The sequence below is a fragment of the Bacteroides sp. D2 genome (genome assembly GCF_025147085.1).
Taxonomy (GTDB): domain Bacteria; phylum Bacteroidota; class Bacteroidia; order Bacteroidales; family Bacteroidaceae; genus Bacteroides.
Genome location: NZ_CP102261.1, coordinates 5,232,522 through 5,256,051 on the forward strand (window position 1 = coordinate 5,232,522; position 23,530 = coordinate 5,256,051).

Below are 23,530 nucleotides of genomic sequence, written 5' to 3' on the forward strand. Positions count from 1 at the left end.
TCTAATATTTTTTTGAATCATAATATTTTTGATTAGTGATGTATTCTTTGACTACATCTTCTTGAGAGGCACGACAACCTAGACTGTCATGTATGTACTGATACTTCTCTGCGCTCATGCCGGATAATACATCATCATTATACTCCGTTCTCCCGGCATAGATGCATCCTGCTATTGTCACTACTGCTACAACTATTGTTAGCAAGTGCTTGATGACTCTATTCATGCTCGAGTGTAATTTTGAGGTATAGCATAACGTAATACATCAGAACCTTTACATTCCCACCGGCCATTCTTTTTGTCGGTAGTCTTTATGAAAGCGATTTTTTTTTCAGCGGCCAATCTCTCCAGCCTTCTTCTCCCTCCAACCAAAGCCGAGGACTGATTTTTACTGAACGTTACGTTTTCAGCAGCCATCATAATTTCCTGTAGTCTATCCATGATTAGTTCTCCATTTTATTTTCAAGGGCACGTCTCTAAAAGAGAAAAGTAAATTGTCACATTTAAAAATCATCATAAAGAATAGATGACGTGCCCTTATTATTATTACTTTTGTATGTCACATTTAAAATTTTATACTTATGATTACTCTCATTACTCCTAAACTAAAAGATGATCTTTTAGCTGATTTATTATCTGTTGAAAGCATGAATGTTCAAAATGATATTCATTCTTGCGCTAAAGAATTTGATACCTCCTCTGATATAGTTGAAGCTATATATGACCAATTTGAGGAAATGGGGCTACTTCAACAGACCAAATGCTTAGGAGGAACTATTATTTTCCGACTAAGAGCCAAAGCTCATGATTTCTACAGTCATGGAGGTTTTGCTGCTCAAGAAGAAATCTTAAAAGCCAATATTCAGAAACTAAGTGATGAATTGGATTTTCTTGCAAAACAGCTTTCTCCAAATCTGTGCGAAAAAGCTGCCTCGCTTTCTACTATTGCTGCCAATATTGCGGCCGTCCTTGGACTCTTCAAGTCCTAAAAGAAAACATTCCAAATTTCTTATTGGGTCCTTTGATGCTATATACATCTTAGGACTCATTTTATCCTTATAAACTTCTTTTCCATCTGATGTAATAGACCTGGATACGGATAACAGTCCTTTTGCTTTCCCGTCATCTCTGCTTTCTGTTTCATGGTATATTGATATTTCAATACGCCTAATGCTCTGTGTACTTTTTTCTTCCTCCTTTTCGATCCAATATTCGCAGTTATCACATAATCTGATAGTAAGACTTCCATCTTTCAGTTCAGAAAGATTTATTCCTGCTTTACATACCGATTTATAGCTATACACATTTCTATCATAATTAAATGGAGAGATCTCATTTCTAACTTTGCAGAGGATTTGATAGCAGTTGCCACATGTATCACATGCCTTTGCTTTCGGATTATGGAAGCATTTAGATTCATGCTTTTTCATTACCGATTTCGATTTACTGTACTTTTTACAGTAGTCACACTGATAAGCTTCTATTGTCTTCATACCTTTTCTTCCTCCTAAAAGAAGAAAGCTCTATCCTTTCACTATCCTATTGTGGCTGTTAGATAGTTACTCAAATAGAGCTTTGTCCAATGTCTTTTTTCGGTAACAGCCACGAAACCTTTTTAATTGTGTCGTAAAACATTCACATATCATTGGATAATTGAAAAGGACTGCCTATCTTTGCAAACAACTAAATAAACAGCGATAGGAATAGGGACGCTTCTCTAACAGCCCTTTTTGTATCCGCTCGTTTTATGTGAACTGAATTACGAATGCAAAGATTACTGATATTTTAAAGTAAAACAAATATTTCACTTTAAAATATCAGTATTTAAACTTTAATTAACTAATACATCATGAATAGCTGCGAAAGGAAAGCTGAAGAATTAATTTTATATGCCCACAAAAAAGGCGGGACTATTGAATTAGAAGAAGTGCTTAAAGAATTCGATAAGAGTTATATATCAGACGATGTAATGCTCGTGCTTGATATTTACGGAAAGACAGGTTCGGCTGTTTTAGACTCTGCTTACGGCTGGACCTGGTTTCAGTTATCAGAAAAGGGAATGCTGTTCGCGCGAAGAGGCTGCTTTACAGGAGAAGCCAGAAGAGATCAATTGGTTAAAATTGGAGCAATAGCCGCCATAATAGCAGCTATTGCTGGAATAATACAACTATTCCTTTGATTTAACAGCATCTTTTGGCAATTTACCAAACTTGATGTAGTCATAAAGAATAGCAGCGTTAGCGCTAAAATCGTTGAAATTCCGGTTGCCATTGCACCCAATGAAACACTGAATTGCAAGTTTAGCAACCTCTAATCGGATTTCTTCATCTGACATAACAATAAGTTTTTAATGGTTAATAAACTAATTCGATACAAATATACTTTAAAATAACAGTAAAAACAAATATGACAACTAAAGAACGATTTATAGAATACTTAAAGATAAAAGGAATTGGGCAAACCTCTTTTGAAGAATCTTCTGGGCTATCAAGAGGAGCTATATCCCAAAAGTCAGGATTTAGCGCAAATTCTATAGAAAAAATAGCTATAGCTTGTCCTGATTTAAATCTTGACTGGCTCATTACTGGTAATGGAGAAATACTTAAATCATCCCACACTAATATAATTGCGAAAGCTCCTATGGAGTATGGAAAGGAACAAACTCGGCCACGTGTTCCTCTCACCGCTGCTGCTGGTTCTTTATCAGGTGACTCTATCGGAGTAACTTTAGAGCAATGTGAGCAAATGCCATTAATACATCAAATACCGTCTTATGACTTCACGATGTTCATTAAAGGCGATAGCATGTCGCCCCGGTTTGAATCTGGAGATGAAATAGCCTGCCGGCATATTGATCAATCTCGCTTTATCCAATGGGGAAAGGTACATGTATTGGATACTACACAGGGATTTGTTATAAAGAGAGTATATGAAGACGGTGATAAGATTCGTTGCGTATCATACAATCCGGAATATTCGGATTTTTCAGTACCCAAAGAAGATATTCTCTCTATGAGTTTAGTTGTTGGGGTAGTTAGTATAATGGAGATGTAAAAATTCCAAGATATGGGGTGGATTCTAATAGGACTATTTCTTTTTATGATAATTGCAGTTATTATTTTGAAAGGTGATTGGCAGTATGAAAAGGAAGCATTATTAAAGGCTCAAAAGCATATATCGCAACAAAACGAATTAACAGAATCGCAAAAGTATTACTTTGGAGATAAATGCATCGGCCTATCAGCACGTAAAGGATACAATAAATTCTCAATTGCTGGCGCATACTACAGGGATCTTCCAATTACTATGGTTGGAAAGTTCAACGGTTATGCTATTGCGCAAACCGACAATGAACACGACCAATACGCGATAGCAATATATAATGACACTGGAGTCCATTTGGGTTTCTTACCTGGAGGAAACAAAAAACAACATTCTTATATTATCAATGAAGGAGAACAAAAACGAGTTCATGCTTATGGTTATCTAGCATGGAATGGTTCGGGAATGTATGGTGAAGTATGCGTTGAAACGGATAAAAACCTCGTTGCAAAAAGGAATAAGCCATATAACGTAGAATTATAAAATATTTAATTATAATATCATGGAAACATCAATTACACCAATCATTATTGCAGTAGCAATAATTCAGTTAATAATGATTATCGTCTTCTTTACAATGGCGAGTAATATATCAGCCATTCGTAAGAGTATTATTCTGAAAGACAAAGATTTTCAAGCTAAGTTTTACGCATTAATATTATCTGGAGAAAAAGATAAAGCAAAACTTCTATTGTTTGAACAAATTTCCAAGGAAGAATCATTTATATACGCCATTCTCTATCAAAATGATAAAAAGATTGATACTATGCAAGAAAAATTCAGCAAAGAATACGATAGCGAATTGCAATTATTAGGTATAGAAAAATTAGATATGTCTATGCTTAAGATTTCAAAAGAGTAATAAATCAAATGTAATTATTAACCAAGACACTGTAACGGTAGAAAGAACAGTATCAAAGAAAGAAAAATGATAGTCACAAATTGATTATAATCAGCTGATAATTAAGCAAATTCGACAGGAAAACGTATTAGTTAAAGTGCAAACTTCTAAGGCGTGGGTCAAGCGTTCGAATCGCTTCGGAATCACTATTAACATCCGGTAACAGTTAAATGTTATCGGATTTTTCTTTTAAATAGCTGATATTAAACGTTTTACTTTCGCCCCGTTTAACTTTTAATAACTTGCCTGTGTAGGCATATTTGTAGGCATATCCCCTCTACAGGCATAAAATAGGCATATAAAAATGACGGCAATAAGAGTTGTAAGACAAGGCAAAAAAGGCAAAACCGACCGGCTCCCCCTGTATGTGGAATTTTATATCAACCGCGAGAAAATAAGGATCGCGGTAAGGTTAAGTGTCACGTCCAAAGAATGGGACGAGCAAAACGAAGTGATAAAAGGCCGGGACAAAGAGAGTAAAGACAAAAATTTAATCATCTCAAACATCCGGTCACGTGTAAGCGACATATTTGTTCGTGCCCGTCTTAAAAATGAGACGCTGACAAAAGAAAGTTTCTTCCGCCAGTACAACAATCCTTCGGATTTTGGTACTTTCTTTGATTTTGCACGGGTTTACCTCAAACAAATTAGCAAAACAATTTCTTTCGGTACCTGGAAACATCACGTTTCTATCATCAAGAAACTGGAAACATTCGCCCCCGGCCTTGTATTTTCAGAGATTACCCATGAATTTCTCCTGTCTTTCTTTGCATATCTTCGCAAAATAGGTAACATGGATTCTACGGCATGGCGTAACATGGCTACTATCAAAATATATGTAGGTGCCGCCATACGCGGCGGTTATATGGACCAGGACCCGTTCGCGGCCATAAAGATACGTCGCCCCAAAAGTGAAGTTATATACCTGACGGAAGAAGAACTCCTCCGTCTGACCGCCTTGTACCGGTCCGGCCGCCTGGAAGAATGTACCCAGAACGTACTCCGTTTTTTTCTGTTTCTTTGTTTTACTTCTTTGCATATAGGCGATGCAAAAGCATTGCAGATAAACCAGTTCATAGGGAATGAACTACACTACACACGAGGTAAGACCAAAATACCGGTAACTGTACCCTTATCGGACCCGGCACGTTATATTTATGAATATTACCGGGCCGGACGTACAAAAGGTAACTTGTTTATGAACCTTCCCACGGATCAGGATATAAACCGGGTATTGAAAACAATAGCCGGTAAAGTAGGAATAACAAAGGATATCAGTTCAAAGACCGGGCGGCATACATTCGCTACCTTGTATTATAAGAAAACACATGATATCGTAACGCTATCCCACCTTTTGGGACATAGTTCTATAACTATGACAATGGTTTACGCACATGCTCTGGAAGATGAACGCGAAGCGGGAATACACGCCTTTGATGATATGTTATAACTAAAAGAGTGAAGGGGAAACGTGTTTCCCGCTTCCCCCTTCGCTTTTCTACTCCAACGTATAAACGCTCCAGTCTATCGCCTTTTTAAGTGCCCAGCCTTCCTTTTGTGTCTCCTGTATATGTTTCACGGCACCGGTGTAAAACTCTTGTAGTTGCTGCATACTTGCAAACTCGTAAAACGTCGGGTTGTCTTCTTCCCCGAGCTTGAAAGTAACAGGAAGGTTTTCCCCGCCTGTCTGCAAGGCAAGATCGTACGCCGTCTTATAATTCATCTGGTTCTCCATGGAAAGCCAGACTTTCAGGCCGTTCCATACGTACCCGCTTTCGATCGTGTCGGTTATCTTCCGGTTATACCATTCATTAATAACCGCCTTGATTTCTGCCAGTGCGGGTAGATGATCGAACGTCTCTTCCATGTAACTACGTTGCACTCCTTCGGGTGTCTCTGTTTCCTGGTAATCCCACGTAATACGCCAGATTCCCCGGCGGCGGTTGGTGCATCTTACCGGTTCCGCCTTGCTGTCTGCATAAATCCGTATCATTTCAAGTAAAATGTATAATTATCAATCCTTTTTCACTTACTTCACCTTCGCAATGTGCTTCAAAAGGCAGTTCTCCGTCTCTTGCCGCTGATTCACAAATGAAAAGGGTTTCCTCCAGGCTGGTAAAATACTTTCTCTCCTTGCCGTCGAGTTCCAGCTTTATAACAGTCCGGTTTCCGTTTTTCGTCGGAACGTCCTTTTCATAATCAAGTACGATCACATCCTTGTTCATCAGTTCGGGCGACTTGATCCTTGCCCCGGTAAATCGTTTCCGTCCGTCTTTAGGCTTGTACTTGTAGCCCAGATCTTTTAATTTTTTCATTTTCTTTCCTGTTAGTTTATAAAATAAGTTCTTGCAATCGGCATGTTTTGTAAGCCCGTAAAATGAGGCGGTTAACTCCTGCCTGCGTTTCTTGCTTTTAATCTTGTGCATCTTGCGGGCGAACTTCTGTTTGTTACGCTTCCTTAACCGTACATGATCCGGGCGGGTTACATATCCCAGAAAGTCGATACCTTCGGTGATCGGGAAAACGGTATCATTGCTTTTAATCTCCAGGCGGGCTTTCCGGGTCTGTTCATGAATGATATCCCTAACCTTCCAAAGGTATTTCTTACTACCGGAAAGCACCAGACCATCGTCACAATACCGGTAATAATATGCTACCGCCTCCTGATCCTTTAACCGGTGATCCAGGTAAATGGATAGAAGCAAATTACAAAGCCCCTGTGATGATCTTAGCCCGATACTTACGCCTTTAGGCATCATGCGGATGCACTCTTCCAGGATTCCGATCAATATTTTATCCTTGAACATCCTTTTCACTGCATCCAGCAAAACGTCCTGGTCTACGCTCTCATAGAATTTCGTTATATCGAACTGGTACCCGAACAGGGTTCCTTCGGGATCATCCTTTATATCTTTAACGATATACTGTAAAAGGTCATGCGTTCCCCTGTTTTTAATGGATGCGGAAGTAGTCCGGATAAAACGTACTTTCAAATGCCGGTCCACCACATTCATAACAGCGTTAAGAACGATCCTGTCCTCCAGGGAAACCGATTGTACGATCCTTACTTTCGGCCCGTCGTCTACGGTCATTTCCCGATATCCTCCGAGCTTGAACCGCCCGCTCCTGATCCGCTGCCTGATCCTCTCTACCGCCTTCGGGACATCCGCCAGTATTCGACGCCCGGCAAAGCTGCGCTTTCGTCTTCTTTTGCGCAATACCGTTTTTATGGCGTCCTCTATATTGGCGTCCTCGACAATCTCTTCTATAATATTATCTTCTCTCCACATGATAATTAAATCAGCCTTCAATTCCCCGGGCCGGGCTTCTTCGAAAAAACTTCCTACCAAACCCCATTGCCCTGCGCTTTATTTTTCCCCTTTCCAACCGTAAACGGCTGCTGTTGGCGAGGCTCATTCCTCTTGGCTCCACGCCGGGAACACGTTCCCACTGTTGTACGCCAATTTTTAAGGCTTATGCGCTTTTTCTTTATTCTAATTGTTTGCAAGCCGAACACCGATGTTCGCATTCGTGTTCGATGAATCGTTATTCGCGTTCGCATACGAAACACCGCCTAACGCGTTCGCGTTGTTGTTCGACCGATACACCACACGAGTGTATATGAGGAAATCCGCCTTTGTACTTTTCGGAAGTACCGGCGCCCGTCTTACTTTCCGGACGCCCGCGCTACCCGCACAACGTTTTACGTTGCTGTTTTTTCTCTTAATCTGCCTGATTTATGGCTTTAAAGGCCGCGACGCTGCCCGCCCAGCGTATTATGCCCCTGAAGGCAAGCCGAACACCGATGCTCGCAGACGTGCTCGATGAATCGAGAACCGCGGCCGCAGACGAAACACCGCCCAACGCGTACGCGTAGTTGTTCGACCGATACACCACACGAGAAAGACCGGTACCCACATAGAACCTATCGAACCAATGTGAGGAAGTGGAACCGCCTTCTTTAGCTGCAATCAAATCCATATACCGGCCCCAAACCATGTGGGTAGGATAAATATCCGCGTTATAAACAGTAATTCCCTGTACAATGCGTTCCGTTCCGTCCGGCATGGTAATAAACCACCTTCCGTCCGCCGCCGTCTTGTTTACTGTGACATACTGCAACCATTCCGCCTTGTTTCCCTGGAAATTTTCATATCCCAGTACATTGACGGACTGATAATTTACACCGTCCCGGTAAGCACCTTCCGCCTGTGGATTGGAACCGCCTTTTTCCTTATAATAAGAAACCGTATCACGCATCCCCAGTGCATTTGTAAGGCCCGTCACTTTCTGGTAATTACTTGTTCCATATCCGCAAACTACCTGCGAATCGGTATTACCGTATTTAAAGAAATGCAGATTACCCACATCCTTGTGCATCTCCCAGTCGAACAGCTGGAAACCCTTGCCCCTGTTCTGGGCGTATTTGATTGCCTGGCTCTGTGAAATGGTTCCTACACTTGAAACACCACTGACAGAACGCAATACATCATCAATCAAGTAAGCTTCATAAGCACCTCCCAGGCATTCCGTATGTTCTACCCAGTCCGGCTCGATCGCTTCCACACTTTCCGACGTTGTGAGTAAAACGAAATCGAAGGCCGCCGAATTAAGGAAAGTAAAGGCCAGTTTCGTAGCTCCTACAGGAACGGCACAAAACAGGTACATACCATTGATAAAACCGTTCGCATTTGAAACGCTGATCCGACTTACTATTTTCCCAGCATCATCTACAAATACAGCCCCGTAAAGAGTAGAAGCAAAACCGGGAAAACGAACCTGCTTGTAATTCCGGACGTCCACCAGGGCGAACGATCCGGATTCGTATTCATTCTTCGCCTCTTCAATGGTCGTGTAATCCGTATTCTTACGAATCCCAATCCCTTCCGTTACGTCCAGTTTCTCACGGGTAAATCTTACACTGGTGTACCCTGCCGCTGCCGGCGCATCCTCATTGCTTGAAATAAAACCGTAAAGACACTGATTCAGCACGTCCGTTACTCCCTTGTACCAGTAATGAGGCTCATATACGTAAACTTCACCTTCCGATCCGGTTAATACTGCATCCGTGGCGTTCTCCACGCTGTCACTATCCCCGTATTTATTCCGGTTCTCATCATGAAGCGGATAACAGGTCATTTCACCCTCCGCCGTCTTTTTAGCCAGAATACAACGTCTTTTCGACAACACTTCCAATATATGGGAAGACGGGGTAAATTCAGTATTATAGTCATATCCGGTAGAGTTATCCAGATTCGTAATCTTTTCCCCGTCTCCTACCGTCTGATCTATTTTTATGCCGACAAACTGCGGCTGAATGATATTCAGTTCCGGGAAATGTGCACAAGTGGCGGCGTACTCTTCATCCGACATGGACTGGGTGAGCCGGTACGTACCTACCAGGCGGCACGTCTGCACGTTTCCCCCGTCTTCATCAACGCCGCCCATTGTCATAAGCCTGCGAAGCAAATTACCGTTCCCGTCCATATCTATACCGGTAATTCGTAGATAGCTGGTCGCACTGCATTGCTGTAACAACGTGTTCCAGTCGATCAGGCTACAGTTATCAATCACAAGGCGCGTGATATTTGCCGTACCTTCCAGCTGCAGCCCTGCATTGGTTAGTTTGCTCAGGTATCGGAGTTCGAGCGTCTGTAAAGTTCCGGGAAGGACGCAAACGGCCAGAGGCGCACCGCCGGCGAATGTCACACCGGTAAGGGATGTATCACCGGCCAGAAAGGTTTCAAGTTTGGTATTGCTTGAAAGGTCCATACCGGTAAAGGAAGAGGATTTAAGCCCGGAAATGTCGAGTTTTCGAAGGTTACGGCAATTACCCACCAGAAGGGCGTTAAGTGTCATCTGTCCGGCCTCACAGCTAACATTCAGTTCACGCAAGGCCGTACAGTTGTTCAGGTTCAACGTGCCGACAATGGCGTGGCTTACATCCGTCAGATCAAGCCCGCGAATACGGCTTGCACCGTAGAAATATTGCGGATCGTTTACTATTAAATCCGTGTCCATTGTCAGTTCCACCACAGCCCCGGCCGTTTCTGCAAGTACCGCACTTTGGTGCGGTGTTCCGGACGTGTAACCGTACCCGTAATAGTACCGTTCGGAGGCCGTAATCCGAATTTTCCGGTTATCGCTGCCGAACTTGTACCCGAAATAAGCCGCAAAGCTGTCACGACGGTAAGTACCGGCTACATACTGACTATCCAAAAGGGCGAAACGGTTCTGAATGGTATAAGTACGGTGCGCATAACGGCTTCCCTGCAAGGCATACAGATAATTATAATAACTGGTTCCGCTGCTGGTTGTCACCCCCTCGGTAAGCGGAAGGATATATTTATATTCCGAATCCTTGTTATAAATCCGCTCGCACCAGTTACCCATTTGTTCCTCGTTAAATACTTGCAGGACATATTCAAGGCTCATATTACTACGCAAGGTTTCCGCCACTTCCCGCAATTTGTCCGGACAAGACCGTACCAGTTCCCATAAAACGGAATCATGACCGGCAAAAGCATAACTACCGATACTATCGTCAAAACTTTCGTGGGTAATGGTATATTCGTATTTCAATACCGAATCATTACGCACACCGAACAATGTGTCCATATCGTAAGGAAGGAAATACCAGATCAGAGAATCCCAAGTCGCCAGCATCATGTTTTTTGCCCGGTTATCCACGGCCATAAAATAATCGGTAATCAGATACCATGCAAACGGGCTGTCATTACCGAAATACTGGTTATATTCCGCCAGGAACTTGGCGGGATCATCCTTACATGAATCGATCCAGTTCCAAAGCCTTGTAACTGCCGCCTTGTCGTCCTCGTGTGCATCCGCCCAGGTAGTATCTGCCTTGAAACGAAATTCCAGCGCATCATCAAAAGAAGACATATCGGTAGTCCCGAACAAGCAAAGGGCCTCGGAGTTATTCAAGAACTCCAGGCAGATACATTTGTTACGCTGCCCGTTCAGGGCCGCTTCGTCGTTGAATCCTTCAATTCCTTCAAAACCGTAAATAATCGCACTTTCCGACTTCTCATTATTGAAATTGTATTTTCCCAGATAAGTATTCGCACCGGTGCCGTCGTTGTCATAAAACAGGTCCATAGGGAAACCGTCTACGCCTATACGTACGTCATATTCCCCCTTATATGCAGCCTGCGGCGGTGTCAGCCACCTGCACTTCTTCCAAACGTCGTTCACAATACGCACCGCACCGGTATTATGTGTACCGGAAGAATCGGAAAAGTCCGCTTTCAAACAGAATATACTGATCGGCCGTGCTCCCGGTTTGAAACTGTATTCAAGAGACGGCACATCCACGCCGTTAACTTCCAGCGTGGTACCGTATTTTTCCAGGCGCAAGAAATAAAGACGGTAATTCTTACGCGGATAAGTGGTGGATGATGTACCCTGTATTCTTAGACCGATATTCCTTGCTACAAAATCATACTCCTTACCGTACGGGCTATAAAAATAGATATCGACCGGTACCTCGAATTTCTTGTTATTGGTGGCGTTGACAAGGTTCACATCGCCGACAATTCGCATAACCGCCTTTCCCTGGGCGCGTAACTTGTCTATGTCGATATCCGTACCGTTGTCCCCCGTAACATCGTTTTTTTCAAATAACAGGACCATTTCGTCCGACGTAGTACGGTCTACCATGTAATTATTTAATTCTTCATCATCCGTAAGCGCACGGTTATAAATACGGAAATTCCTGATCTCCACATCCGCCGTATCACTGAACAAACGGATGTTTACCGGTTCCGCCTGCAGTAGTCCTTCGGTAGACCCATACTGCACAGCCCCGCAACGGATTCCGTTTACATAAAGTTCCAGCAACCGTTTGCCAGCCTTGGACCCGACAATAAAGGCTATTTTCAGGTTCATATCACTTGCAAACTTTGTACTTACTTCCGTACCGCCGGAAACACGCATAAGGGCCTGCTCCGTTGTCATCTGGAAACCGATATCGCCGGCCATACAGTCCAGTATCACTCCCTGCCGGTCCGTTACCGATGAACAAAGAATTTCCATTTCATAGGTAGCCCCGGTAGTGGTCGCATCTGTGGAGAACGGCTGGTACCCGATTTCAATCTTCGCGCCTCCCGTAAGTTTCAGGGCGTCACCCGTCCAGCCGTTGCTGTTCCAGTCGAAACCTGCAAACGTTGTATGTATGTCGCCATAATCCCAGGCTCCCGGATCGGATTCACTGTTACTCCGCCCGGCTGCTGAAAGTTTCAGTACAAGCCCGGCGGTAGTTTCCTGCAAGTCGATCCCGCTTTCCGTCACGTCGATATAAAACGGGTATTCCGTGGCTCCCGTCTTAAATTTCATATTGATTTCACCCTGCTGGGTAAAACGGTTGGTATATGTTTGCGTAGTACGCGCCACACTGACAGACTGCGTTTTCACCCCGTCCCGGTAAACGTCCACTTTGGCCGGCGTCGCGGCGGGATCATAAGCCACAAAGTCAAATTTTACCTGTTCGTACTGCCCCGCTTCCAGGCGCGGAACAAGATGATCCTCCGTAAAAATACGACCGTCCGGAAAACTTATCATCGTGCCGATGAACGGTGCCGATCCTCCGGATTTCAGGATATCAATGTAGATACTTTCGGATTTTAACACAAGATCGGCGGAAGCCTCCATTTCGGCAACCATTTGAACGGTATTCCGACCGGTTACAAGCGAAGAAGGGGACAAACTGAAACTGCCGTTTGTCGTTCCCGATCTTGTAATGGTGTGCGCGTTCTGTTGCTGGCCGTTCAGATAAAGCGTGACGACCTTTGTTCCGGAACCGTTGACGGCATAAGGAATATTAATCGTATCGGCCAGCGTATAACCGCCAGCGGCTATGGCCCCGGCCAGATTATAAGAGCTGGTAAGGGAAAGGCTGACAACCTTTACGGATGTAAATGCCTGTCGGGTTTGTTTCTTGCCGGTAGTCGGATCGGTAGTGGTTGCCACTACGTAAATATCCGTGTTTCCCACAAGCAAGTAACTTGAAAGGTCCAGTTCGTAACTACCTTTAGAAACATCGCTGACTGTTTGGGAATACATGGTAGTTGTTCCACGCCTGATCGTAACGGTTATATCTGCCTTTTGCCCGGTGGATTCCCCTTTTTCGTCCCCCGTGGTGTACTGGTGATCGTACGTATAAGTAAGACGGGCGTTTCCGCCTTCCTTGATTATGGTGTTATCTACAGCCGCATTTAATACAATTTTAGTAGCCACCGTTTCGCCGGAACCTCCACCGGAACCGGCCGGGATATCTACAGCGGTAATTTCCGCACCGCTTTTATTCTGGAAAGACAGACGGACGGATGTTTCATCCTCGCTTACCTCCGCATTTACATTGAACAACGTGGAAGCGTCCACCTCGTTAAAACGGGCGGTTACAACCTTGTTTTCTACCGGATTGGTGGAATCTAAGGACAAAGTTTCGTCCACTTCCAGGATATCCACGTTTACATTCACATTACCGGCCGCGTCCGGCGTCTGCTTCTCGCCGTTTACCGTTACACTCTTTACCGTTCCTTTGCCGCCGAACTCTTCCCAGCTCGCCTCCTGATCCCAGACAGCCGGATCGGTTCCGGTAAATTGCCACGTCTCCCATTTACCGAGCGATGTTTCAAAGGTGATAACACGCCCCCGGTCGCGCCACTTGTCCGGTACCGCGGCAATGGCGGAAGCAAGAGTATAGAAACCTTCCGTTAGTGGCATGTTACCGGTTACGTTATAAGTATTCCCGCCGGCCGAACCGCCGCTGCCGAAATCCTCCCACTTTTCGACATTTTCAAAATCCGCGTCCGGATTACCTCTAAATTGCTTCGTCACCCAGCCGTCGGCAGTAAGGAACGAAAGGATCACGCCGTTTTTCCGGACATTGTTAATCTTATCCGCCGTTTTCAATGCTGTAAACACTCCCGACAGGTCACTATAGACGGTACCGGCGTTCAAAAAGTTGTTCACGTTGGTAAAGGTTGAAACCTGGAGTCCGGCCGTCTGCTGCAACTCCTGTTTTATTTTGTCACGGTCTACCTGCAACGTGCTTATGTCCTCGGAACAACTGGAAATATCCTGGGATAAACTTTTCAGCTTTCCCCAAAGAGAACCGTCTTCGCTCTGTGAACCGTCTTCGCTGCCAATACGGGCGTTAATATCAGCCAGCAATGCGGCAAGCGAATCACTATCTTTAAGCCCGTTCAGAAAATTAAGAATTTCGTTAAAGTTGTCGATTGCCTGGGAGGCATTATTACCGACAAGCCGGTCGATACGTAAAGATACGGCGTCTATAGCCTTCTGTAATGCAGCATCGGCGGCAATGCGTGCGGCTTCCTCTTCCAGGACTTCCTCACCCTGGGAAACCTTTTTCAGGTTTACGTTTAAAAAGTCAAGAACCGCCGCCACCATTTGGTTAGTAACGCTTCCCGCGTCTTCCGCGGTTTCAATGACTATAATAAGATCATCGATATACTCCTGTGTTGCCATATAGATACATTAATTAAATTGTTTGCTGAACTCTTTGGAATGAACGCCCGGTTTCCGGTAGCCGCTTTCCGTAATTTCTCCGGTCCAGTTGGACTCCTTCTCGGCAAACGTGAGCTTTAACGTCACGTTCTGCGGCGCGTCAGGGCGGACACGATAAGAAAACTCTTCCGCCGAAGGAATTACCTTGATCTCTTCCTGACCGTAACCAGACAGGTAGACATTATCAGAGGAAAGCAGATCAAGAAGAAAGCGTATTTCTTGCGGGCGTTTGAATCCCGTCTTAATCGTTACGGCTTCCTGTATCTCCGTACGTATGCGATCCGAATAATAATCATCGGTAATTTCATCGTAACGCCGGAAAACAGCGTCTTCGTCTTCATCCATGCCGGGAGTTACGCTCGCCTCGCCTTCCAGAGAAAACACTTCGTAAGTCCCGTAACTGTTCAGGAACCGGAGCCGGTAATGCTCGCGAACCGTCGGGCTTTGCTCGATCCCGATCCGGAGAGCGAACGTATCACCGCTATACACGTCAAAAAGGTTGGCCAGTACCCCGTAATCGGTAAAGAATTTAAGTCTTACGGCTTCCAGGTTCAAGGCATATAAACTCCCCGTCGTGCCTGGTACTGCAAGGCTTTGACCGGTAAGAAGTTCCGTTATTTTCAGTTCGTGTCCCGGATAGATGAAACAGAGCGGGTAAAGTTCCGTCTCGCGCATCGTTATACGCCAGTCGTTACTCCGGGTGGTAAAGAAGAAATTACAAGATTCATTCAGGAACTTCAAAGAAAATATATCAGTCCCCATATTTCGAAGACGTCTAAACTCCTTCTTGGAAATCCCCCCTTTCCAGGCTGTAAAAGACAGGTTATCCTCTTCTTCTCCCTCATTTACCACATGTATAGTTACTTCGGCCGACAAACCGGAAACGGCAAGTAGATGCTCCGTATTATCCGATAAAATCCGTGCGTCTGTTATTCCGGTTTCGACAATCTCGGCTATATTAACACGAAATTCCCCGATTCCGTTTCCTTTGAAAACTTCCTCATTATTCATTCTGATGCTGTATGTTGCCATAGAACTGGATGATACAGACAGAAAAATAGGATTACGCGTAAAAGCATTTCCCGTAGGATATATGTTCACCTTTAAAGCTTCGTCGCTGGCACTCATTGTATTGCTATTTTGGTTACGATAAAACTGCCTGTTAACTCATGCTGCATCTCCAGAGAGGATATAAAGCGGTCCCTGGCAGCCGAAGGATTTACCATAAACTTATAAAAGTCCGTAAGCCGGCCCGTATGGTTCTCCTTCCAGAAATTATAAAGCTCCGTTACCTGGGTGGTGCACGGGGCAAGTACGATGTTATTCTGCTTTTCCATGGTGCAAAAGTTGGATTTATCAAAGGAAGAATAAAGGACGGGATTAACCGGAATAGACAATAGAAACAAAAGTATCTGTATATTCAAATTCGGATTCATACGTAACATCCCGATATGTACCGGGAGTAAAACTTCCAGGCTCGTAGTAGATACTTATTATTGCTGTCGCTTTACATTTATAGTTCCTTTGTAATGTAATTCCCGCTTCCTGGGGATAGTTTTCAACCAAGTATTTATCATCATTACGAGTTGTATATCCGTCAAGCGAGTAAGTTATTGATTTCATTTCGTTCACAGCGGTCGGCCTTTTGTTCCATTCATCCCTCGCCTGTTGTAAAATCCTGTTCCTTTCATTTTCTTTGGCAGTTTCTATATTTGAACTTATAAATTCCCACGTAAAAAGCCTGGAACCAAAAACGGGTGTTTCCTGTTCCTTATCCAAATCGTACGGACCAATCAACCGGAGTGTTCTTAATGTCAGATCAACGGGTACAATCTTATTTGCCGGAAGAGAATAAGAAAGCCCGTCAAAAAGTAAATATTGTCCTCGAAGTATTACCGGTGTTAAGATATCCATACCCGTAAGCCGGTGAACCGGTAACAAAACGTTTGCCTCTATCTTATTGAATGAATGTCTTAATATAGCGTCGTATTTCTTCCAGAAGTTAAAAAACAGGCCATTATCATATTGAAAAAATAGCGACATTGTATGCTTGCTTCCGTCTCTTAATATAACCTCTTCGGCGTCAGAGGTGTAAGGTAACACAGAACCGAAAGGATATTTACTATTTTGGGAAGACGTAAACGCAAACACGAAGGATAACGGTGTTTCCACCTTCTCCGAGTCTTCATCGTTATTATTAGAGGAAGTTTTAAGATACGTGTAACGGTGCACGTAATCAGCAAGATATTGAGGGGAAAGAATATCATTCGGGGCAAAATCCATTGGAACGCATTCGTCGTCGCTGGTTAATTCGTTATCTTCGATATTGTCGGTTTTCCGATCCCAGGAAAAGAAACTCGATGAAGAATAAGTAAGGCGGTTATTATCTTCATCCCATTTAAACCACCGTCCTGTTGTTTCCTCATAATTTAGATGTATCACCCTTTTAGATACATCAACTTTAGTTAACCTTGCGACTTTCTGATCTTTCAAGTAATCTTCAAGTCTTTCAACAGAGGGGGCCGCACCGGTAAAGGAAGTTCTGGCCGATAACTTCATTTGCCGGGCCGTTTCGTAAGTTATTAAAGGTTCGTCCGTCAGGCTACGGGACAAATCAATGTCCGGAACATCATCCACAATATCCCGGATCAGTCTTAACGTGGCTGTTTTCGTATCGGAAGAAACATTATAAACCAGTCCGAAACGCACATGCAAGGCGTTTAAAAAGTCCTCTACTGTGCAATCCGGCATCAAATCAGCGTAAGAAAGCTTTCCTTTAACACAACAGTCGGCCGCATTATTCAATATTACCAGGTTAGAAAGTTCCTTGTTCGTCTTAAAAGGATTTTCGGTTATAGTATATCCAAATTCGGAAAAAACAAGTTCCAGCACACGCCATACATATAAAAAGGCCGTTACGCCGTAACCTTCCGGAAGTGTTACGGCAGTCGGAGTACCATTTACTAAAAAAGTTTCTGTTCTTGCTTGATAACGTAAACGATAAACTTTACTTCCTTCTGATACAGGTGTGATATAGTTCAAGTATTTAGGGTAAAACTGATTATCTTTCGAATCGTTACCGGTCATAATCTGAAATACGGCATAATCAGTCTGATAACCTCCTAAAACCTGTTGCAAATGTGCGCAAAGAGAATTAACGCTGCTATACTCCTTCACCGGTAATGTAATAGCATTTAATTTTTTTGCTTTCCATGCGCTGTAGGCTTCCGAATTGTCAAAGCCGATGTTAAGGGTAATACCTTCTTTTTTACCGGCGGAAACAATATTTATCTTTCCAGTACGTTTATATGCTCCGTCCAATATCGTACATGCCTGATCTTCATTCATCGGCTTTATACCCATGTCGAGACGGTGAGCAAAACCGGTTATTTTAGCATTGTTGCCGGTACATGGAACCGTAACCGGTACGGTTTGCGATCCCCGGTCGTTCATGACAGGGGATTTTTCATCAATCTGTACGGTAAAGTCACCCCCTAAATCCAGATAACCTTTGTTCGTCTTTATCTTTAGCATAATGATTACTTATTTTCCGCGTGTAAAGGTGTCGCGGGCGTTATCTATAGTTTCTTTGGCCTTCTCCAAATCCTGGTAAACGATATAGGCCTTTATCAATTTGATAGCCTCACAGGAGGCGCGAAGCTCCTTTGCCGCTTCCAGGAACTCCCGGTAGGAAGAATCCCCTGCATAAGAGGTAACGTAACCGCCTTCCGCATATTCACCCGGATTCTGTGGCAACGGGTTCGCATTGGTACGCTGCCGCCTGATCGCTTCGATAGTGCTAACAGCGTCGATTACTTTAGGATTATTCATTTCCGGCTGTGGTACCACATATTCTCCCTTATGAACAACGCCGGCCACTTCATAACGCCCACCGGGACCAGTGTAACCACCTTCCGAATATCCACCACCGGAAGAACCGGAAACAACACGTTCAGCCGTGGCGGTCTTGCTGCCGGTAGTGTTTTTCAGGGACATGTTTTTAATTCTGTCCCGTTCTGCTTTGGCCGATGCAAGCTGGGCCACACCGGTAGCCGCAAGCATTGCTGCAGCAACGGTTCCGGCGATCGGTCCTAAGTCCGCGTACGCCTTCATAATCGAAACGGCTGTATCTGCTATGATCTGGGAACACTTGATAGCAAAATTTACATCCGCATACTTCTTTTGAATCTCCAGTTTCTTATTTTCCTTCTCTTCTTCCAGGGCGGCAGTATCTTCACCGTTGTTCTCGGCTTCCTGTATGAGAACATCGTATTTTGCTTCCACCTGGTCGATTTCGGCTTGTTGAATGGCTTCCACCATGGAAGAGGAAAGACCGGAATAATAGTCAAAGTATTTTTTAGCGTTATTCATCTGCATTTGCAGCTTTTTACGCTGGTATGTCTTTTCATCTATTAATTCCTGATCGTGCAGATTCTTTAACAGGGCCAGTTCATTCTGGTATTCCTGTGCCCATGATACGCCGATCTGGGATTGAATCTGGTATAAACTATTCTGGTACTCAAATTCAAGCTGGCTAATTTCCTGTTGTTTCTGCTTCTCCAAACCAACGGTAGAAATCCCCGCCTGTCTCGCTATCTCAATTATGGCATTATAAGTCGTTTCTACATCCTGAACCTGTTTCCGGTGTGCTTCCTGCATACCGGTTATTCCTACCGGAACGGAAGTTATTTCACGTACTTTTTGAGCAATGGCCGCCCGATCACGCAATAACTTCATTTCAGACTCACGCACGGCGTCGGCCGCTTCCGTCGCTGTTTCTATACGTTTCTGTTTACCGGTAATTTCCAAAGCGGCAATATCATTCTGGTAAGTACGGTTTATCTCCAGAAGTTCTGCGGCGTGCTCCGCTTCAACTTCCAGCATATAGGCGTCGGCGGCTTCCTGCGTGATACTTTGGTTTAATACCGCTTTTTCCATGGTGTCCTTCTGGACATTGTAATAGGCGGTTTCAATCTTTAACCGTTCGTCCCGTTTCTCCTGTACCAGTTTTATACGGGCGTCCTCCTGCTTGCCGGTTTCCGTAAAAATGGCCGTCTGTGCTTCTGTTTCGAGCTTGTGGATTTCATCGAGTAATTTCTTTTTATTAGCCGGCGTTTTTGCTTCCAGCTTCTGGAGTGCGTCGATACGTTCCCGGTAATAGCGAAGGTTTTCCGCCGTCCCTTCGAGAATATACTGGGCTTCCGTCTTATTTTCCTTCTCCCGGTTCTGTTTGATTAGAAGCATACGTTTTTCGTGCTCGATCTCCAGAGGTTTTAACGTGGCGTCCGTTTCCGTATTTTTATACTCCCCGGCTTCCGCCTTCTTTTTGACCTTCCCCAGTTCGTTTAAACGTTTTATTTCGGTGTCGATACGTTCTATTTCCTTGTTTTTCTTGGCGATATTCGCTTCGCTATCTTCCGCCCACTGTTCCTGAACCTTTTTCTTTTCGGCCTCCAGTTTCTTTATGAGGGATGTTTCAGTATTTATATTTTCTTTATTGGTTCCGGTTAATGAAGTGGCCGTCGCCTCTGTTTTTAAGATATCATTATTGATCTGGGCGATTGCTGATTCTATACCGGCCAAATCCTTCTGTGTTGTCTGTAGGGCTTTCAACTGGTTAGCCTCTTTTTCCGTACCAAATAAACGGCTTATTTTAGCGGTAAGACTGTTCCGGTTATATCCTGACAATGTATTTTGCTGGCGGGTGTCCCAGTAAGCGTCGCTTTGCTCTGATTCCTGGCTTTCAAGATTCCTTTTTTTCTTGTACAATTCTTCCAGTTCCTCCTGGTAAGCTTTCAACTTGATTTGTTTTTCCAAGGAAACTAAATATTGATCTATAGCCTCCTTGTTGTTGTTTATGAGCCTGCCTTCTTCATTCAATTCCGCATTATAATCCGGTATCAGTTCTTTTAATTCAGCGAGCCTTTGTTTACGGGTGTAGTTGGAAAGGTTCTCGTCATTAATAGCAGCTACAAGAGTTTTTATTTTTGCTTCCTGGCTGGCATATTCTTCATTCACTTTCTTTACGACTTCCTGGTGGGCCTTCATCGCCGCCGAAGCCTGTTCCGTCTTCTTTGCAAGCTGGTAGATAGCAACACCGGCTGCCACGAGTAACGCGAGCAGGGCCGTATATGGATTCTTCAAAAGTTCGATCCTCATTAACCGAAGGGCGGCGGTACATCTTTTAATATTCAGGTGCAGCAATGCCTGGGCCGCCGCATAAGCCAGAGTAGCCGCCCGGCTGATATAAAGCTGTACGGCGTGCGCTTTCTCTGCAACGACCGAAGCAAGGGTCGCCGTTTTAAAACGGGCGTGCCACATGGTAGCGATTTTCAGTCCTCCATAGTAAGAAACCAAATAAGCGGTAACGGTATAAGTGACAACACCCCATTTATTAAACATGTCGATCATACCACCCACACCTTCCACCATAAGCGTAACAAGGTCTATTAAATCCCGGAGAATACCCTTTGATTCATAGAAACGTAAAACTACCCCTTCAATAGTTGAACTTAGCCGGTTTAATGCACCCTGAACGTTATCACCCATTTCTTCGGACATAGCATTAAAGGCGTCTTCCGCACCTGTTACCGCGTCGCAAAGTGCCAGCACGGTATCGGTACCGTTAAGGAAAGTGTTAAACGCTGCAACGGAACGTTTATCGGTCAGTTCAAGGGCCTTGTTCAAGTCTATTCCTTCGCTGTTTAGTTTTTTAAGTCCCTTTACCAGATCATCCAGGTTATTAACCGGACCACCGAGAGCAAGCGCGAGTTTGCCGCTACTGTCAGCCAGATTAAGCAAAATATTACGTGTTGCCGTCGCTGCCGATGAAGCGTCGAAACCGCTGTTTGCCAAAGCTCCCAAAAGGGCGGTCGTTTCCTCGATCGTGAATCCGAAAGAATTAGCTACCGGACCGACGGTAGACATTGCACTATTCAGGTATTCAAAACTTAAGGCCGAGGACGTTGTACCTATTGCCATGGTAGAAAGTGCCCGTTCCGTATCTTCCGCATCAAGATTGAAAATACGCAATGTTGCACCGGCAAGCGTAGCAGCCGAGGCAAGATCCGTGTCCACCGCCTTAGCGAATTTCAGTACGGAAGGCGTCATCGCTTTAATATCCTCTTTGAAAAATCCCAGCTTGGCAAGCTCTATCTGAAGTTCCGTTACCTGTGCGGCCGTATAAGAAGTAGTAGCACCCAGCCGGCGCGCTTCATCCGTTAAATCTTTAATACTCTTTTTCGTAGTTCCCAGGATAGCGGCCAAAGTACTGTTTTTCTTCTCAAACTCTATAATAGTACTGATCGCATCCCTTAGCCCGCCGACAATCTGCCCGGTTATCATTGCGCCGATAGTGACAAACACACCGGCCAGAACCGTTTTTATCTTATTCAGGGAAAGAAGGGAACTTCCGAAACCTTCCGCCTTTTTCGTGGCCTGCCCGTATGCTTTTTCAACTTCTTTCAGTTCCTTCTCCAGGGCGGCATATTTTTCCGGCTGCAAAGACTTCACCGTATCGCGAAGCTCTTTCCGCAAGGCGTTTGCCTTCCTTGCCAGCTGGTTGGCACTCATGGTGGTTTTATCCAGCCGTTTCTCACATTCGGCAATCTTCTTGTTATTCTCGCCGAGCGTCTTATTATTTTCTTTCAGTTGTTCATTCAGCTTTTTCCACTGTTTACCACCAGCTTTCCCTGTGGCGATTAAATCGGTCATAGCCTTTTTTATTTCCTTATTGCTATCCCGGAGCTCTTTGTTCTTTTCTGAAAGATTATGTATTTCCTTCTGCGCATCGGAGGCGTTCAGGGTTAACACCCATTCGATATAGTCAGGTTTTAATTTTGCCATAAGAGTAAATTTTATAAGGCAAAATTATCCTGGTGCAAAATGGCGGAAAAGGACATAAAAAAAGCCCGTAGAACCATTCTACAGGCTTATTATACTAAGAAGAACGTATTTTATCTCTTAAATGTAAAATCCGAAGGATCAAAATATCCTTTATCCTTAATTGTTGCCCGATCAATCATCCGGCAAACGTACCAGGTTAGAGGAACCGATATAAAAGGTGTCACGGTAAAGGATAGAAAGGTAAAAGCAAGCCACCCGGATAAAGTAGCCGGTTTATGCTTACATCCTACGAAAAAAGCTATTACCAGGAAAAAGCCGATGAGAAATAAAATATCTTCGTATGTCATACAATCATCGTTAGTTCTTTACCGATATCTTTAATAGTATTTACTATTAGGGCCTCCCGTTCTTGTGAGGGCTTTTTTATTCCACTTATATATTGAGACATAAGGCTTTGACTTATTCCCATACGTCGAGCCACCGCAGAAGCATTTAGTTCCGGGTGAGAAATAAAAATCCGATATAAGAAAGTTTCTTCTTTCTTATCTTGAATAGCTAAACAATCATTCATAGGGTCTAAAATTATGCAGCTATACCAATTTCATATAAAAACTCCGGTGCAAGGTCGGCACCGTTGGCCCATTCAATAGTAGCACGGGTTAAACCATATTGAACAAATTTTTCCTTATCCAATAACTCCCCGAAAACCTCACCTGTAAGATAAGGTTCCAAATTTACGATCTTTTTACTCCCGTCGCTGAAAGTAACAAGAAGCTCGTAATTCCTAATATAATCCACATCTATAACTCGTAACATAAGCGTTTATTTTAATGGTTCAATTTTATCTATTTTTTCCCCTTTTTGGGCCTTTTCCCAAAGAGAAAGTATTTCTGCTTCGTGCAAGTTAATCCACTCATTTACTTTTGCGATAACTTTAGCTGGAGCCTGACCGTCTACAATCCGATCCAATACGCTAATAGAACATTCATAATCACCATAAGTAAAATGAATATGTGGCGGATTATGATCTTTCCAATAGAGGAATATAATAATACCGAAGAATCTACAAATTTCAGGCATAAACTTTGTTTTATTGGTTACTGAAACAAAGATAGGTAATAAAATCATTAC

The 23,530-nt window shown here is 43.9% G+C and carries 19 protein-coding genes; 6 read left to right on the forward strand and 13 right to left on the reverse strand.

From position 1 onward, the window contains the following. Position 1: 1 nt before the first annotated feature. A complete protein-coding gene (locus NQ505_RS19495; protein WP_008998336.1) occupies positions 2 to 226 on the reverse strand; it encodes a hypothetical protein in 225 nt (74 codons plus the stop codon). Then, entirely contained in the window at positions 223 to 441 is a 219-nt protein-coding gene (locus NQ505_RS19500) for a hypothetical protein (RefSeq protein ID WP_008998337.1), read from the reverse strand. Before NQ505_RS19500 ends, NQ505_RS19495 begins: the two co-directional genes overlap by 4 nt. A gap of 140 nt (positions 442 to 581) precedes the next feature. On the opposite strand from NQ505_RS19500, the gene NQ505_RS19505 reads away from it, so the two are divergent. Then, positions 582 to 989, forward strand: coding sequence for a hypothetical protein (locus NQ505_RS19505; protein WP_008998338.1), 408 nt, complete (start codon positions 582 to 584; stop codon positions 987 to 989). A gap of 860 nt (positions 990 to 1,849) precedes the next feature. After that, positions 1,850 to 2,179, forward strand: a complete 330-nt coding sequence (locus NQ505_RS19510) for a hypothetical protein (protein WP_008998340.1) — start codon at positions 1,850 to 1,852, stop codon at positions 2,177 to 2,179. Here the strand turns inward: NQ505_RS19510 and NQ505_RS19515 are convergent. Further along, positions 2,168 to 2,335, reverse strand: coding sequence for a hypothetical protein (locus NQ505_RS19515; RefSeq protein ID WP_008998341.1), 168 nt, complete (start codon positions 2,333 to 2,335; stop codon positions 2,168 to 2,170). The genes NQ505_RS19510 and NQ505_RS19515 overlap by 12 nt on opposite strands. 71 nt (positions 2,336 to 2,406) lie before the next feature. Here NQ505_RS19515 and NQ505_RS19520 point away from each other — a divergent pair, with 71 nt between their 5' ends. The 4 genes from NQ505_RS19520 (at position 2,407) to NQ505_RS19535 (ending at position 5,453) form a co-directional block, all read left to right on the forward strand. Beyond that, the gene (locus NQ505_RS19520) at positions 2,407 to 3,054 is read left to right on the forward strand and encodes a helix-turn-helix transcriptional regulator (RefSeq protein WP_008998342.1); all 648 of its coding nucleotides are present in this window, start codon (positions 2,407 to 2,409) and stop codon (positions 3,052 to 3,054) included. 12 nt (positions 3,055 to 3,066) lie between these two features. Further along, complete coding sequence (locus tag NQ505_RS19525; RefSeq protein WP_008998343.1) at positions 3,067 to 3,585, forward strand: hypothetical protein; 519 nt, start codon at positions 3,067 to 3,069, stop codon at positions 3,583 to 3,585. A 19-nt stretch (positions 3,586 to 3,604) separates the two neighbouring features. After that, positions 3,605 to 3,964, forward strand: a complete 360-nt coding sequence (locus NQ505_RS19530) for a hypothetical protein (protein ID WP_032853354.1) — start codon at positions 3,605 to 3,607, stop codon at positions 3,962 to 3,964. A 343-nt stretch (positions 3,965 to 4,307) separates the two neighbouring features. Further along, complete coding sequence (locus tag NQ505_RS19535) at positions 4,308 to 5,453, forward strand: site-specific integrase (protein ID WP_004303351.1); 1,146 nt, start codon at positions 4,308 to 4,310, stop codon at positions 5,451 to 5,453. 48 nt (positions 5,454 to 5,501) lie between these two features. On the opposite strand, the gene NQ505_RS19540 is transcribed toward NQ505_RS19535, so the two are convergent. The 10 genes from NQ505_RS19540 to NQ505_RS19585 all read right to left on the reverse strand — a co-directional run bounded on the left by NQ505_RS19540 (position 5,502) and on the right by NQ505_RS19585 (position 23,527). Continuing rightward, positions 5,502 to 5,996 carry a hypothetical protein gene (locus NQ505_RS19540; protein ID WP_007760657.1) on the reverse strand — a complete coding sequence of 165 codons (495 nt, stop codon included), beginning with the start codon at positions 5,994 to 5,996 and terminating at the stop codon, positions 5,502 to 5,504. 1 nt (position 5,997) lies between these two features. Further along, positions 5,998 to 7,293: a reverse transcriptase domain-containing protein gene (locus NQ505_RS19545; RefSeq protein WP_008998345.1), complete on the reverse strand. Its 1,296-nt coding sequence runs from the start codon at positions 7,291 to 7,293 to the stop codon at positions 5,998 to 6,000. A 433-nt stretch (positions 7,294 to 7,726) separates the two neighbouring features. After that, positions 7,727 to 14,515: a CotH kinase family protein gene (locus tag NQ505_RS19550; protein ID WP_008998346.1), complete on the reverse strand. Its 6,789-nt coding sequence runs from the start codon at positions 14,513 to 14,515 to the stop codon at positions 7,727 to 7,729. A gap of 9 nt (positions 14,516 to 14,524) precedes the next feature. After that, a complete protein-coding gene (locus NQ505_RS19555; RefSeq protein WP_008998347.1) occupies positions 14,525 to 15,682 on the reverse strand; it encodes a hypothetical protein in 1,158 nt (385 codons plus the stop codon). Further along, positions 15,679 to 15,891 (reverse strand): hypothetical protein, encoded by a 213-nt coding sequence (locus NQ505_RS19560; RefSeq protein ID WP_008998348.1) that lies wholly within the window; start codon positions 15,889 to 15,891, stop codon positions 15,679 to 15,681. The genes NQ505_RS19555 and NQ505_RS19560 overlap by 4 nt, the downstream gene beginning before the upstream one ends. A gap of 43 nt (positions 15,892 to 15,934) precedes the next feature. Next, complete coding sequence (locus NQ505_RS19565) at positions 15,935 to 18,088, reverse strand: hypothetical protein (RefSeq protein WP_008998349.1); 2,154 nt, start codon at positions 18,086 to 18,088, stop codon at positions 15,935 to 15,937. Positions 18,089 to 18,097: 9 nt separating this feature from the next. Next, positions 18,098 to 22,399, reverse strand: coding sequence for a phage tail tape measure protein (locus tag NQ505_RS19570; RefSeq protein WP_008998350.1), 4,302 nt, complete (start codon positions 22,397 to 22,399; stop codon positions 18,098 to 18,100). A gap of 343 nt (positions 22,400 to 22,742) precedes the next feature. Then, positions 22,743 to 22,970: a helix-turn-helix domain-containing protein gene (locus NQ505_RS19575; protein WP_004303369.1), complete on the reverse strand. Its 228-nt coding sequence runs from the start codon at positions 22,968 to 22,970 to the stop codon at positions 22,743 to 22,745. 11 nt (positions 22,971 to 22,981) lie between these two features. Next, positions 22,982 to 23,215: a DUF2442 domain-containing protein gene (locus NQ505_RS19580; protein ID WP_008998352.1), complete on the reverse strand. Its 234-nt coding sequence runs from the start codon at positions 23,213 to 23,215 to the stop codon at positions 22,982 to 22,984. Positions 23,216 to 23,221: 6 nt separating this feature from the next. Then, entirely contained in the window at positions 23,222 to 23,527 is a 306-nt protein-coding gene (locus tag NQ505_RS19585) for a DUF4160 domain-containing protein (protein ID WP_004303371.1), read from the reverse strand. Between the last annotated feature and the right edge of the window lie 3 nt (positions 23,528 to 23,530).

Coding starts and splice junctions, on each gene's coding strand:
- NQ505_RS19495 (WP_008998336.1), bottom strand. CDS start 226: ATGAATAGAGTCATCAAGCACTTGCTAACAATAGTTGTAGCAGTAGTG.
- NQ505_RS19500 (WP_008998337.1), bottom strand. CDS start 441: ATGGATAGACTACAGGAAATTATGATGGCTGCTGAAAACGTAACGTTC.
- NQ505_RS19505 (WP_008998338.1), top strand. CDS start 582: ATGATTACTCTCATTACTCCTAAACTAAAAGATGATCTTTTAGCTGAT.
- NQ505_RS19510 (WP_008998340.1), top strand. CDS start 1,850: ATGAATAGCTGCGAAAGGAAAGCTGAAGAATTAATTTTATATGCCCAC.
- NQ505_RS19515 (WP_008998341.1), bottom strand. CDS start 2,335: ATGTCAGATGAAGAAATCCGATTAGAGGTTGCTAAACTTGCAATTCAG.
- NQ505_RS19520 (WP_008998342.1), top strand. CDS start 2,407: ATGACAACTAAAGAACGATTTATAGAATACTTAAAGATAAAAGGAATT.
- NQ505_RS19525 (WP_008998343.1), top strand. CDS start 3,067: ATGGGGTGGATTCTAATAGGACTATTTCTTTTTATGATAATTGCAGTT.
- NQ505_RS19530 (WP_032853354.1), top strand. CDS start 3,605: ATGGAAACATCAATTACACCAATCATTATTGCAGTAGCAATAATTCAG.
- NQ505_RS19535 (WP_004303351.1), top strand. CDS start 4,308: ATGACGGCAATAAGAGTTGTAAGACAAGGCAAAAAAGGCAAAACCGAC.
- NQ505_RS19540 (WP_007760657.1), bottom strand. CDS start 5,996: ATGATACGGATTTATGCAGACAGCAAGGCGGAACCGGTAAGATGCACC.
- NQ505_RS19545 (WP_008998345.1), bottom strand. CDS start 7,293: ATGTGGAGAGAAGATAATATTATAGAAGAGATTGTCGAGGACGCCAAT.
- NQ505_RS19550 (WP_008998346.1), bottom strand. CDS start 14,515: ATGGCAACACAGGAGTATATCGATGATCTTATTATAGTCATTGAAACC.
- NQ505_RS19555 (WP_008998347.1), bottom strand. CDS start 15,682: ATGAGTGCCAGCGACGAAGCTTTAAAGGTGAACATATATCCTACGGGA.
- NQ505_RS19560 (WP_008998348.1), bottom strand. CDS start 15,891: ATGGAAAAGCAGAATAACATCGTACTTGCCCCGTGCACCACCCAGGTA.
- NQ505_RS19565 (WP_008998349.1), bottom strand. CDS start 18,088: ATGCTAAAGATAAAGACGAACAAAGGTTATCTGGATTTAGGGGGTGAC.
- NQ505_RS19570 (WP_008998350.1), bottom strand. CDS start 22,399: ATGGCAAAATTAAAACCTGACTATATCGAATGGGTGTTAACCCTGAAC.
- NQ505_RS19575 (WP_004303369.1), bottom strand. CDS start 22,970: ATGAATGATTGTTTAGCTATTCAAGATAAGAAAGAAGAAACTTTCTTA.
- NQ505_RS19580 (WP_008998352.1), bottom strand. CDS start 23,215: ATGTTACGAGTTATAGATGTGGATTATATTAGGAATTACGAGCTTCTT.
- NQ505_RS19585 (WP_004303371.1), bottom strand. CDS start 23,527: ATGATTTTATTACCTATCTTTGTTTCAGTAACCAATAAAACAAAGTTT.